Raw genomic sequence first — 12,522 nt, 5'->3', positions numbered from 1 at the left:
CACTGACGGGCCGGCTTAAGCGTTTTTGCCGCGCAACTGCTGCATCTGCTTTTTAACCACGTGTTTGATCAACAATTCCCGGTCCTCTTCCTTCATGTTCACGTACTCGACACAGACGGCAAAGGGCTGCTCGGGATTGTCGGCCGAAATATCCTTGCATTGAGCGACGCGGCCATAGGCGACGATAACGGCCAGGCATGAGGTCAACACCATGCGCAGTTCCAGTAAAGTGCCGACCGGCAGCGCCTCGGCATTGGTAAACGCCACTCCGGCCGCGCTCAAACTGACTTCGCGCTTATCGTGATCGGTAAACTCGCCTTGCGGCGGGCTAAAGGACTGGGCGATCAAATTGATTTTGCTGTCCAGAAGCTTCAGATACTCGAACATTTCCGGGTCGCGCCGTTCCAGCCTGGGAGCCATCGCCGCCGCCTCCTGATTCAAAGCTTCCAGCGCGGCGGACAAGCTACAGGCGCTTAACACGTCCTGGGACACGTGGCTGCGCTGATTGACTTGCTGTTCGTTGACAACTCTGTGCAGCAAATTGATGGTGTCGCTAACCCGAAAATAGCGTCTTTTCTCTTCAAATTCCTCAGCCATGCGTAATGTCCCGACGGGTGTGTAAGCGGCGATTTTAGCCGATGGCCGAGCGGATTCGGCAAAATTTAACATTTAATCCGGAACGACCACATCATGCCGCCGAATCAACGCATTGACATCGGCGCGCGCAACAGTCAAAACCGGCAAAATCAGCTCAGCCGCACTCAAGCCCCTGTCGAGCAGGGACTCGGCTTCCACAAACACATCCTTGACTTCGTAGAGTTCCAAGGCGGTGAAAATAGCCCCTGTGTTTTTTAACACCATGTCTTGCGGGTTTTGCCGGGTTTTCAATTGAAACACCCCGTCATCCAAAAACAATACCGAGACCGCCTGATCGAAGGCCGCCGTGGTCAGGATTTGATCCAGGGTTTCCTGCACATGGCTGCCGACATGCGGCGGATGCCGCATCACAAACAAATATTTCTTCATGCCGGTTTAGCCGAACACCAGACAACGATCGGCGTTCAGCGTGGCCTCCAGCCACTGGCCCAAACCGGCAATCCGGAAACCCTCGGCGAGTTGCTTATCCGCAAGTCCCCGCCGCCGGGCTTCGTCCTCGCATAACAACCCGCGCCGTTGCGCCGCCGATATGCAGACCAGCAGATCGATTCCGTGCTGTTTGGCCAAATCGGACCATGCCTTGCCCATGTCGATCTCGTCATCCGGCGGTAAGGCATGGCGGCAGGCATATTGAATGCCCTGCCGGTAAAAAAACACCTGCAAGATCCGGTGCTGTTGTTGCAGGGCCGCCCGCGCAAAGCGGTAAGCCGTTAATCCGGCGTTGGCTTCATAAGGGCCGGCATTGATTTGAATGGCGTAATTCATGACTATATGAGGTGTTTAAACTAAATCACTTATAATTGATCAGAACGGATATCAGCATAACACGCCGGCCGGTATTTCCCGGTTAATCCATCAGCATCCAACCCCATTGACGCCGTCATTGTCCGACTTATCATGAAATTATCCGCCCTTACAGTAGCCACGGCATTGAGCTTGTTGCCGACAATTCCCCAAGCTATCGAAACGGAAAAAATCCAGTTGCCGGACATGGGAGATTCCTCCGGCGCGCTGATTTCGCCAATAGAGGAACAGGAGTTCGGCGCCTCATTTTTCCGCAACCTGCACTCGCAAACAGAAATCAGCCAGGATCTGGAAATACAACAATATATCCAAAGCATAGGCCGGCAACTGGTTGCCCACAGCGACAATCCGTCCACCCCGTTTCATTTTTTTGTGGTGATGGATCCCAATATCAACGCCTTTGCCGGCCCTGGCGGTTATATAGGCGTCAATTCGGGACTGATTTTACTGACCGAAGCCGAAAGCGAGCTGGCTTCCGTGATGGCACACGAGATCGGCCACGTCACCCAGCGCCATCTTTACCGGCAAATCGAAGCCGCCAGCAAAATGTCGATACCCACCGTGGCCGCCACGCTGGCCGCCATTTTGATCGGCACCCAGTCGCCGCGCATGGGTCAGGCGGCGTTGATGGCGGTGCAGGCCGGCAGCGTACAGTTTCAGATCAATTTTACCCGCGACAACGAGAAGGAAGCCGACCGGGTCGGCATGCAAACCTTGGCCGACGCCAGCTTCGACCCGCGCAGCATGCCGACCTTCTTCGAACGTCTGCAGCAATCCACCCGTTACTACGGCAAGGGCGTGCCGGAATTTCTGCGTACCCACCCGGTTTCCGAAAGCCGGATTGCCGACACCCGCGGCCGGGCCGAAACCTATCCCTACCGGCAATATCCCGATTCGATGGGCTATTTGCTCACCAAGGCCAAATTGTACGCTCTGACCATGCACGACAGAGCCGCCGCCCTGAAGCATTTTTCCGCGCTGGAACAGCAAGGCACCAACGAACAGCGAGACGTGGCGCGCTATGGGATTGGCTTGATCCATCTGAAAAACCTGCAATATCAGGCCGCCGGCGAAATATTCGAACAATTGACGGCCAAGTACCCCAATCAACCGCACTATATTTCCGCCTTGGCCCGCACGGCGATGGAAAACCACGAAGCCGACAAAGCCGACCGCTTGTTTGCCAAAGCCATACAAAACTTTCCCAGCAATGACGCCATCAAGATCGAATACACCCGCTTCCTGCTAAAAATCGCCAAGCCCGAACAAGCCAGACAGGTACTGCAGAGTCTGTCCGACGATCAAAAAGAGCGCCCGTTTTATTATCAAACCCTGGCCGAAATCCACGCCGGTCTAAACCAACCCGCCGAATCGCACCGCTATATGGCCGAACATTATTTCGCCGGCGGCCAGACCGACAATGCCATTTTGCAGATTCGCTTGGCCAAGCAGGTAAAAAACCTCAACTATCAGATGCAAGCCATCCTGGATGAGCGGCTGAATTTTTTTCTGAGCGAATTGGAAGAAATGAAAAACAAAAGGTAATGATTCAGCGGAAACGCTTGGCCTGCTCCGCCGAGGAAAACACTTTGTGATTCGCCAGGGTCAAACACGGCAAAACAAAATAAATATTAGGCATTGATGATATTTGCAAGCTTCTGTTTCAAAAAGTTAATTTCGCCCCGAAACTATTTGTAGGGAAAAACTTACTTTTTTGATAGACATCGCATTTTTTTTCACATAGACTCTGCCCACCTTATGGGAGTACGCAAGGCCTGAAAATAAAAAAGGTCATGACTTTGAGGGGAGGGAAGCGGCCTGTAACCAAGGCGCATAATAACAACAATAACAGTAACTGCTTGACTAAGCTGCCATAACTGGCGGACGTCCAACATAACAATAGCAATAACAAGGACGGAGCCCGCTATATGCGGGCTTTTTATTTTCCGCCAATTCACATCGCGCCGGCGACCAGTGGCTTCCAGAGTCCTTTTTCAATTATAATAGCCACTTAGGGCTATTGACTGTTATGGTTAATGCTGTTTAATTCACCCATCCATTCCCAAAAAGGTTCCAAAAATGGCACGCGTTACCGTCGAAGATTGTTTAGAAAATGTTGAAAACCGTTTCAAACTGGTGTTATTGGCCGGCAAACGGGCCAGACAACTGGAAAAGGGCGCGGATGAATTTCTGCCGCGCGGCAAGGATAAGGATACCGTGCTGGCCTTGCGCGAAATTGCGGCCGGTTTTGTCAATGAGGAAAACATAGACCGCTTGCACCGCGGCGGCCACGTCTCCGACACCCACCTGGAAATTGGCTGATCGCGCTAATGACCGAGCTAGTCGCCCCATCAAACACGCTACAAGTTGAGCATCCGCAAGAGAAACTGCTCAACCAGCTCTGCGACATTTTATACGGCTATCTCGATCAAACGAACATCAACAACATCGTCCGCGCCTATCACTTCGGCGCGGCGGCCCACTCCGGGCAATTCCGCAAAAGCGGCGAAGCCTATATCTGCCATCCGGTCTCGGTAGCTATCACTCTGGCCGGCATGCACATGGATGCCCACGGCATCATGGCGGCCATCCTGCATGACGTCATAGAGGACACCCCGGTCAGCAAGGAGCAACTGGCCGCCGAATTCGGCCAGGAAGTCGCCGATTTGGTCGACGGTGTCACCAAATTATCCAAAATAGACAGCCGCTCGCGCGCCGAGGCCCAGGCGGAAAACGTGCGTAAAATGTTTTTGGCCATGGCGCAGGATCTGCGGGTCATCGTGGTCAAGCTGGCGGACCGTTTGCACAACATGCAAACCATGGGCAATATGCCGCTGGACAAAAAACGCCGCATCGCCAAGGAAACCCTGGAAATCTATGCCCCCATCGCCAACCGGCTGGGCATGAACGACATCCGCCACCAGTTGGAGTCCTTGGGATTCAAGGCGCTCTACCCTAACCGTTACACCGCCATCAACAATGCGGTGAAAAAGTCGCGCGGCAACCGCAAGGAAATCGTCGACACCATCCAGAATTCGATTCAAAACCGCCTGAAGGAAACCGGCATGGACTGTACGGTGGCCGGCCGGGAAAAAAATATCGCCAGCATTTACCAAAAAATGCTGCACAAAAAAATCTCCTTTACCGACGTGTTCGATGTATACGCCTTTCGTATCTACTGCCATCAGGTCGACGATTGCTACCGGGCCCTGGGTTGCGTGCACAACCTGTTCAAGCCCATACCCGGCCGCTTCAAGGACTACATCGCCCTGCCCAAGGCCAACGGCTACCAATCGCTGCATACCATTCTGATCGGCCCTTACGGGGTACCCATAGAGATCCAGATTCGCACCCACGAAATGCACCGCCTGTCCGAATCCGGCATCGCCGCCCACTGGCTATACAAATCCGACAACGAAAAAAGCGAAACCATCCAGGCCCGCGCCAACGAATGGCTGCGCGATTTGTTGGAAATTCAAAAATCCGCCGGCGACTCGCTGGAATTCATCGACAACCTGAAAGTTGATCTCTTCCCGCAGGAAGTCTACGTATTCACGCCCAAGGGCAAGATTATCAAACTGCCGCGCGGTGCTACCATCGTCGACTTTGCCTACATGGTGCATACCGATGTCGGCAACGCCTGCATCTCGGCGCGCATCGACAAAAAACTGGTGCCGCTGCAATCCAAGCTGGAAAACGGCATGACGGTTGAAGTCATCACCGCCAGTTGGGCCCGGCCCAACCCGCTGTGGTTGAATTACGTGGTCACCGCCAAGGCGCGCAGCTGTATCCGGGCCTATCTGAAAAACTTCAATCAGCAGGAAGCCATCAATCTGGGCCGGCGCCTGTTGGAAAAGGAACTGCTCAGTCTGAACATCCAACTCGACAAAGTCGATGACACTCAGATCATGCAAGTCCTGCATGCGATGAAAAAGCATTCCCTGAACGATTTGCTGGAAGATATCGGCCTCGGCAACCGCATGCCTTTCCTGGTGGCCAAACACATCAATCAGATCGGCAATCAATCCGGCGTCAAACTCGACGACAGCGAACAACGCCCCAAATCCCCCTTGATCATCAAGGGCACCGAAGGCATGGTGGTCAGTCTGGCCAAATGCTGCCGCCCCATACCGGGCGATTCCATCATCGGCTTTTTCAATCCGGGCAAGGGTATCGTGGTGCACCACCACGAATGCCGCAACAGCAACGAAGTCAGAAAAAAACAAACCACCTGGCTGGATGTGGAATGGAGCCCGGACGCCGCCGGCGAATTTCCGGCGGAAATCCGTATCGAACTGTTGAACCAGCGCGGTTCGCTGGCCACCATTGCCTCGACGATTTCCTTTATGGATTCCAACATCGAAAACATCACCGTGGTCAGCCAGGACGACAGGGTGTCGGTGGATTTGCTGACCCTGGCCGTGCGCGACCGGGTGCATCTGGCCAACATCATCCGCAAACTGAAAAAATTGTCCATTGTGTTAAAAATCACCCGCATCAAGGCCTGATTATGACTAAAACCATCATCGCCACCACTTCCGCCCCCCAAGCCATAGGCACTTATTCGCAAGCCGTCAAGGTCGACAGCACGGTTTATCTGTCCGGCCAGATTCCGCTCGACCCCGTCAGCATGCAAATGGTGGAAGGCGACATTGCTCTGCAAATCCGCCGGGTATTCGACAATCTGCTGGCCGTGGCCGAAGCCGCCGGCGGCAATTTTTCCGATATCGTCAAGCTCAACGTGTTTCTGACCGATCTGGGCAATTTCCCCATCGTCAACGAAATCATGGCCGAATATTTTACCCAACCCTACCCGGCCCGCGCGGCGGTCGGCGTGGCGGCGCTACCCAAGGGCGCCGGCGTGGAGATGGACGCCATCATGGTACTGCGAGAGGAATATTACTGATCGGCGGGCGTTTTTTCTAAACTGCGCCATCGCCGTCGCGGATGCCCAATCGAGAACCGGCGCAACTGCCCGTTACCCATTTGACCGGCATCGGTTCGCAAACCGCCGCCCGCCTGCAAAAGCTGGGCATCCTTACCGTACAAGACCTGCTGTTTCATCTGCCGCAACGCTATCAGGACAGAACCCGTTGCCAGCCGATCGCCGGCCTGGCGCCCGGCATGACCGCCCTGGTTTGCGGCCAGGTGGAATACGTCGACACCCCGCAACGCGGCCGCAACAGCGTGATTTGCCGCATCAGCGACAGCAGTGGCTTGCTGTCGCTACGCTTTTTTCATTTTTCGGTACAACAGCTGCAGTTGCTCAAGCCCGGCACGCAAATCAGTTGTTTCGGCGACATACGCATGGGCTTCAACGGCCTGGAAATGATACATCCGGAGTACCGCATCCTGCATGCCGGCGACGACCCGACCGAGCCCGCGCTGACCCCGGTTTACCCGCTTACAGAAGGCTTGGCCCAAACCACCTTGCGCAAAGCGGTCAAACAGGCCCTGGAACTGTGCCTGAACTCCGCCGGGGCGCTGCCGGATTGCTTACCGGCCACCATCCGGCAAGCCCATAACTACCCCGAGTTGGCGGAGGCACTCAGCACCTTGCACCAGCCTCCCGCCGATCTGTCTGCCGCGACCTTGGCCAACGGCGAATCGCCGGCCTTGAAACGCTTGGCGTTCGAAGAATTTCTGGCCCATCACCTGACCCTGTTGCTGGGTAAACGGCATTACAAAACCTGGCAAGCCCCGACATTGACCGTAAACGACAGCGCCAAACAGGCTTTTCTGGCCGCGCTGCCCTTCCAACTCACCGCCGCGCAACAACGCGTGATTGCCGAAATAGAAGCCGATTGCCGCCGTCCACAACCGATGTTGAGACTGGTGCAAGGCGATGTCGGCTCCGGCAAAACCCTGGTAGCGGCATTGGCGGCACTGAGCGCGCTGAGCTCCGGCTTTCAAGCGGCCTTGATGGCTCCCACCGAATTATTGGCCGAGCAGCATTTTCGCAACTTTATCCAATGGTTCGCCCACGGCGACCACCAAGTCCTGTTTTTAAGCGGACAAATCAAGGGCAAGGCCCGCGCCGCCACGCTGGATGCGCTGGCGGACGGCAGCGCCGGACTGGTCATAGGGACTCACGCCCTGTTTCAGGATAGTGTGGGTTTTCACAACCTGGGTTTGGTGATCATCGACGAACAGCACCGTTTCGGCGTCCAGCAGCGTCTGGCCCTGCGCGCCAAGGGTCAAACCGCCGGCAAGGTACCGCACCAACTGGTGATGACCGCCACGCCGATTCCGCGCACCTTGGCCATGTTGCAGTATTCCGACCTGGACATTTCCGTCATCGACGAACTGCCGCCCGGCCGCCAACCGGTCACCACCAGCGCGATTCCCTCCGAACGCCGGGCGGAAGTGATTGCCCGCATCAAGCACTGGGCGGCGCAAAAACGTCAGGCCTATTGGGTCTGCACCCTGATCGAGGAATCGGAACAGTTACAGTGCGAAGCGGCCGAAAATACCGCGCTGTTATTGCAAGAAACGCTACCGGAGGTGCGTATCGGTTTGGTGCATGGCCGCATGAAAGCCGCCGACAAGGATGCGGTGATGCAGGCGTTTAAACGCGGCGAGTGCGATTTATTGGTGGCCACCACGGTCATCGAAGTCGGCGTCGACGTCCCCAACGCCGGCCTGATGATCATCGAAAACCCGGAGCGCCTGGGCTTGTCGCAGTTACACCAGCTACGCGGACGGGTCGGCCGCGGCAACCGGGAAAGCTATTGCCTGTTGCTGTATCAAGCGCCGCTGTCGGATACAGGCCGCCAGCGACTGGGGATATTACGCGAAAGCCACGACGGCTTTGTGATCGCCGAAAAAGACCTGGAATTGCGCGGCCCCGGCGAAATTATCGGCAACCGCCAAACCGGCCAAATCCCCTTCAAAATCGCCGATCTGATCCGCGACCGCGAACTACTGGAACCCGTGCAGAGGGCCGCGCAACTGATTTGCCGGGACCACCCTGAATCCATTCTACCTTTGGTAAGGCGCTGGACCGGCGGTTCGCTACAAAATCCTGACGAATTATTTCACACCGTTTACAGTCCGTAGCAACGCCAAGGCTTTCCGGGCGGGGTTTTGCTAGGCTCGCCAAATGGGTGAGAAGGTGAAAACCGCGCATGGTTCGACAGGCACACCATTTATGCTCTGTGGGTACGAACGGTTTCCAGACACCTCAACTGATTTTTCAGGCTCATTCACCGGAACATTACAGCACCGCATGAACTTTAGTCCTTGTCTAAAACTCCGCCTGGATTCAGAATCCGTTTTGTTTTTCCCACCAACTTTCCCCCGCCATGGCCAACACATTACTGGTGGTTGACGACCTGTCCGACTGGAACCCTTATTACCCCAGCGAACAGGTCATCAGCTTCGAACATTATCTGGCGTCCGAGCACACCTACCCCGAGCAACGGGTGCGGGTCATCAATCTTTGCAGCAGTTACGCCTATTTGTCCGACGGCTATTACTGCTCCCTGCTGGCCGAAGCCCGCAACCACCACGTCATCCCCTCGGTCAAGGTCATCAACGATCTGGGTAAAAACGCCTTGTACCGCTTGCAACTGGAAGACTTTACCCAACCGCTGGCGCGGGCTTTTAAAAAGCAAACCCGGCAGAGCGAATTCAAGCTGTACAGTTATTTCGGCAATACGCCGGAAACCGATTTTCAGGATTTGGCCCGGCGCTTGTTCGAACGCTTTCCCTGCCCGGTGCTGGAAATTACCCTGCACTTTAATCAGCAATGGGAAATCACCGATCTGAACGCCGTATCGCCGCGCAGCCTGGACGACGCGATGCAAACTCTGTTCGCCGAAGCGCTGGATAAATTCAGCAAGAAAGTCTGGCGCAAGGGCCGCACCCGCAAGGCGGCGCGTTACGATCTGGCGGTATTGATCAATCCCCTGGAGAAACTGCCGCCCAGCAATCGCGGCGCGCTGAAAAAATTTATCGACGTCGGCCGGCAAATGGGCATAGACGTGGAATTGATCACCCAAAAACATTATGGCCGCATCCCCGAATTTGACGGTTTATTTATCCGCGAAACCACGGCCATCGACCACCACACCTACCGTTTCGCCAAAAAAGCCGAAGCCGAAGGTTTGATGGTGATAGACGACCCCACCTCGATTTTGCGCTGCGCCAACAAAGTTTATCTGGCCGACCTGTTTCGCACCCATAAAGTGCCGACGCCAAAGACCTGGATCCTGCACAAGGGTAATCTGGAACATCTGGATAAACTGGAAGCGACCGCCGGTTATCCGGTGGTGATCAAAATCCCCGACGGCTCGTTTTCGCGCGGCATCGTCAAGGTCAACAACCGCCAGGAACTGGATATTAAAGTGGCGGAACTGTTCGAGCAATCGGCGCTGCTGCTGGCGCAGGAATTTCTCTATACCGATTTCGACTGGCGTATCGGCATTTTCAACAACAAGGCCTTGTATGCCTGCCGCTACTTCATGGTGAAAAACCACTGGCAAATCTACCGCCACGGCGCCAGCCGTACCGACAGCGGCAGTTTCGCCACCCTGCCGACCTTCGAGGTGCCGAAAGCCGTGCTGGACGCGGCGCTAAAAGCCACCCAGCCGATAGGCAACGGCTTGTACGGCGTCGACGTGAAGGAAATCGCCGGCAAGGGTTATGTGATCGAAGTCAACGACAACCCCAGCATTGACAGCGGCGTGGAAGACAAATACCTGGGCGAGGAACTATACCGGGTGATCATGGGCGAATTTCTGCGCCGCATGGACAACCGCGGCAAGGGCTTGGCCTGACGGGCTTTATCGGCGCGACAGACTCAGCACCACGGCCAGCACCAGCCCCGCGCCGACTATTTGTTGCGCCGTCATCGGCTCATCCAATATGACAGCAGCCATCACCAAGGTTGCCACCGGCCCTATAGAACCAATCAGCGCGGCGCGGCCGGACCCGACCAAACGGATACCGGCCGACAGCATGAACACCGGCAACACCGTGGAGACGACGGCCATCAGCGCGCTCAAGCGATACACCCGCGCCGGCAACTCCAGCAAACTCGGCGGCGAATGCGTCAAGACAAACTGCAGAAAGGTTGCCGCGCAGGCCACCAGCATGGCCAGCGCCGTAAAACGCGCCACGCCGATGCGGGCCACCGCTTCGCCGGTACCGATCAGATAAGCCGAATACGTCAGCGTGCTGGCGAACACAAAGGCCGCGCCCTTGAATACATGCGGCGACTGAACTTGCAGTTCGTCCAAAAACACCACGCCGATGCCGGCATAACTCAACAGCAGCGCCATCACTTCCTTGCGGCCGAAGCGTTTACCCAACAGCAGCGCCGACAGCAACACCACCATGGTCGGGTACAGAAACAGAATCAGCCGCTCCAGGCCGGCGGATATGTAAGCCAGACCGATAAAATCGAACAAGCTGGACAGATAGTAACCCAACAAACCCAGGATCAAAATCGACAGCCAGCCCCTGCCGCGCAACGGCGCCGCGCTGCCGCGACCGATATGCCGCAAGGCCACCAGCAAGAAAAACGGGGTGGAAAACAGCATGCGCAGGGCCAGCAGCGTTACCGCATCGACCGAGTCGGCATACGCCAGCTTGACCAAAATCGCCTTGCCGGAAAAACCGATGGCGGCCAGCGCGGCCAAAGCGAAGCCGAATAAAAGCTTGCGGTCGGATAACGTGGGTGGTGTGATTGTCGCCATTATGGCCTCCAGGATGGTTGCGGGCCGTGGGCGAAAAGCGGAGCAAACGCGGTAGAGCCCGCGGTTGCTTTAAAATCGATTAACTAAACGACAGCACCACGGCAAAAGGGGGTAATCCCTAGCCATGTTTGCTTGTTTGAAATACGTGTATAAATGCGCATGGGCGCAGACTATAGAGTCCGGTGCGGACGCTGTCAATCGGACATATTTTGAACCGGTAAAACATTCCCCAGGCAGCATTGATACAATAGCGCATCCGTTTTCAAACCATATTCAATCAGGGAGTATTTCATGATCCGTTTTCCAGCCGAATGGGAACCGCAAGCCGCCGTGGTCATTGCGTGGCCGCATGCCGACGGCGACTTCGCCAACCTGTCCGCCGTCGAGGATTCCTATCATTTCATCGCCACCACCATCAGCCGCTTCCAGCCGCTGATCGTCATTTGCAAAAACGGCGAACATGAAGTGCATATACAAAGCCTGTTGAAAAGCACCGGCAATATTCACTTTATTCAAGCCGATTACAACGATATCTGGGTGCGCGATACGGTATTTTTGAGCCTGGAATGGCAACACCCGAAAGCCAAGCTGCAATTGGCCAACTTCCGCTTTAACGGCTGGGGTAATAAATATCCGCACGCCGCCGACGACGCCTTGAATCTGGCGCTATTTTCGCATCCGATCTTTAAAGGCCACCCCACCGCCACGGTCGACTTGGTGTTGGAAGGCGGCAGCGTGGAATCCGACGGCCAAGGCACGCTGATGACCACCAAAAACTGCCTGTTCAACCCCAACCGCAACCCGGATTTGTCGCCAGCCGCCATCGCCAGCCAGGTACAGAATTATCTCGGCGCGCAACGCATTTTATGGGTAGAACAGGATAATTTGGCCGGCGACGACACCGATGCCCATATCGACACTCTGGCCCGTTTTTGCGACGCCGAAACCATCGCCTACAGCAGTTGCGACGATGCCGAAGACGCGCATTACGCCAGCCTTAAAAACATGGAAGCGCAGTTGCAAGCCTTTAAAACCGAGGCCGGCGAACCTTATAAACTGGTTGCCCTGCCGCTGCCCAAGCCTATCACCGACGAAAACGGCCAACGCCTGCCGGCCAATTATGCCAATTTCCTGATTATCAACGGTGCGGTCTTGGTGCCGGTTTATGACGATGCTAACGATAAAGTGGCTTTGGAACGCTTGGCCGCGAGCTTTCCGGACCGCGAAATCGTCCCCGTGCCCTGCCGGCCCCTGGTGCATCAATACGGCAGCCTGCATTGCGCCAGCATGCAAATCCCGGCCTTTGTAAGCTTGAATTTCGAACCCTGAGCTAATTTGCCGCTAGGGTACGCGCTGCGTA

At 55.7% G+C, this 12,522-nt stretch carries 11 protein-coding genes; 7 read left to right on the top strand and 4 right to left on the bottom strand.

The features are described from left to right. Positions 1–15: 15 nt before the first annotated feature. From NP590_RS01025 to tusD, 3 genes are all read right to left on the bottom strand, one after another. Complete coding sequence (locus NP590_RS01025) at positions 16–597, bottom strand: PilZ domain-containing protein (protein WP_256600278.1); 582 nt, start codon at positions 595–597, stop codon at positions 16–18. A 72-nt stretch (positions 598–669) separates the two neighbouring features. After that, positions 670–1,026, bottom strand: coding sequence for a sulfurtransferase complex subunit TusC (gene tusC, locus NP590_RS01020; RefSeq protein ID WP_256600277.1), 357 nt, complete (start codon positions 1,024–1,026; stop codon positions 670–672). Positions 1,027–1,032: 6 nt separating this feature from the next. Beyond that, positions 1,033–1,422: a sulfurtransferase complex subunit TusD gene (gene tusD / locus NP590_RS01015; RefSeq protein WP_256600276.1), complete on the bottom strand. Its 390-nt coding sequence runs from the start codon at positions 1,420–1,422 to the stop codon at positions 1,033–1,035. 132 nt (positions 1,423–1,554) lie between these two features. On the opposite strand from tusD, the gene NP590_RS01010 reads away from it, so the two are divergent. The 6 genes from NP590_RS01010 to NP590_RS00985 all read left to right on the top strand — a co-directional run bounded on the left by NP590_RS01010 (position 1,555) and on the right by NP590_RS00985 (position 10,241). Further along, positions 1,555–3,006, top strand: coding sequence for a M48 family metalloprotease (locus NP590_RS01010; protein ID WP_256600275.1), 1,452 nt, complete (start codon positions 1,555–1,557; stop codon positions 3,004–3,006). Between the two features lie 534 nt (positions 3,007–3,540). Next, positions 3,541–3,783 carry a DNA-directed RNA polymerase subunit omega gene (rpoZ, locus tag NP590_RS01005; RefSeq protein WP_256600274.1) on the top strand — a complete coding sequence of 81 codons (243 nt, stop codon included), beginning with the start codon at positions 3,541–3,543 and terminating at the stop codon, positions 3,781–3,783. 8 nt (positions 3,784–3,791) lie between these two features. Beyond that, the gene (locus NP590_RS01000) at positions 3,792–5,969 is read left to right on the top strand and encodes a RelA/SpoT family protein (RefSeq protein ID WP_256600273.1); all 2,178 of its coding nucleotides are present in this window, start codon (positions 3,792–3,794) and stop codon (positions 5,967–5,969) included. Between the two features lie 2 nt (positions 5,970–5,971). Next, positions 5,972–6,367 (top strand): deaminase RidA, encoded by a 396-nt coding sequence (gene ridA / locus NP590_RS00995; RefSeq protein WP_256600272.1) that lies wholly within the window; start codon positions 5,972–5,974, stop codon positions 6,365–6,367. 41 nt (positions 6,368–6,408) lie between these two features. After that, complete coding sequence (recG, locus tag NP590_RS00990; RefSeq protein WP_256600271.1) at positions 6,409–8,520, top strand: ATP-dependent DNA helicase RecG; 2,112 nt, start codon at positions 6,409–6,411, stop codon at positions 8,518–8,520. A gap of 245 nt (positions 8,521–8,765) precedes the next feature. Beyond that, complete coding sequence (locus NP590_RS00985) at positions 8,766–10,241, top strand: RimK family ATP-grasp domain-containing protein (protein WP_256600270.1); 1,476 nt, start codon at positions 8,766–8,768, stop codon at positions 10,239–10,241. Positions 10,242–10,247: 6 nt separating this feature from the next. Here the strand turns inward: NP590_RS00985 and NP590_RS00980 are convergent, their stop codons facing one another. Further along, entirely contained in the window at positions 10,248–11,162 is a 915-nt protein-coding gene (locus NP590_RS00980; protein ID WP_256600269.1) for a DMT family transporter, read from the bottom strand. A gap of 291 nt (positions 11,163–11,453) precedes the next feature. On the opposite strand from NP590_RS00980, the gene NP590_RS00975 reads away from it, so the two are divergent. Beyond that, positions 11,454–12,491, top strand: coding sequence for an agmatine deiminase family protein (locus NP590_RS00975; RefSeq protein ID WP_256600268.1), 1,038 nt, complete (start codon positions 11,454–11,456; stop codon positions 12,489–12,491). The last annotated feature ends 31 nt before the right edge of the window (positions 12,492–12,522 follow it).

Source organism: Methylomonas subterranea (assembly GCF_024505185.1).
In the GTDB taxonomy this organism is placed as follows: domain Bacteria; phylum Pseudomonadota; class Gammaproteobacteria; order Methylococcales; family Methylomonadaceae; genus Methylomonas; species Methylomonas subterranea.
This window is presented reverse-complemented; position numbering and strand designations above follow the sequence as displayed.

What these genes read in the sequence shown, in the direction of transcription:
- NP590_RS00985 (WP_256600270.1), top strand. Translation starts at nt 8,766, where the DNA reads ATGGCCAACACATTACTGGTGGTTGACGACCTGTCCGACTGGAACCCT.
- rpoZ (WP_256600274.1), top strand. Translation starts at nt 3,541, where the DNA reads ATGGCACGCGTTACCGTCGAAGATTGTTTAGAAAATGTTGAAAACCGT.
- ridA (WP_256600272.1), top strand. Translation starts at nt 5,972, where the DNA reads ATGACTAAAACCATCATCGCCACCACTTCCGCCCCCCAAGCCATAGGC.
- tusC (WP_256600277.1), bottom strand. Translation starts at nt 1,026, where the DNA reads ATGAAGAAATATTTGTTTGTGATGCGGCATCCGCCGCATGTCGGCAGC.
- NP590_RS01000 (WP_256600273.1), top strand. Translation starts at nt 3,792, where the DNA reads ATGACCGAGCTAGTCGCCCCATCAAACACGCTACAAGTTGAGCATCCG.
- tusD (WP_256600276.1), bottom strand. Translation starts at nt 1,422, where the DNA reads ATGAATTACGCCATTCAAATCAATGCCGGCCCTTATGAAGCCAACGCC.
- recG (WP_256600271.1), top strand. Translation starts at nt 6,409, where the DNA reads ATGCCCAATCGAGAACCGGCGCAACTGCCCGTTACCCATTTGACCGGC.
- NP590_RS00980 (WP_256600269.1), bottom strand. Translation starts at nt 11,162, where the DNA reads ATGGCGACAATCACACCACCCACGTTATCCGACCGCAAGCTTTTATTC.
- NP590_RS01010 (WP_256600275.1), top strand. Translation starts at nt 1,555, where the DNA reads ATGAAATTATCCGCCCTTACAGTAGCCACGGCATTGAGCTTGTTGCCG.
- NP590_RS00975 (WP_256600268.1), top strand. Translation starts at nt 11,454, where the DNA reads ATGATCCGTTTTCCAGCCGAATGGGAACCGCAAGCCGCCGTGGTCATT.
- NP590_RS01025 (WP_256600278.1), bottom strand. Translation starts at nt 597, where the DNA reads ATGGCTGAGGAATTTGAAGAGAAAAGACGCTATTTTCGGGTTAGCGAC.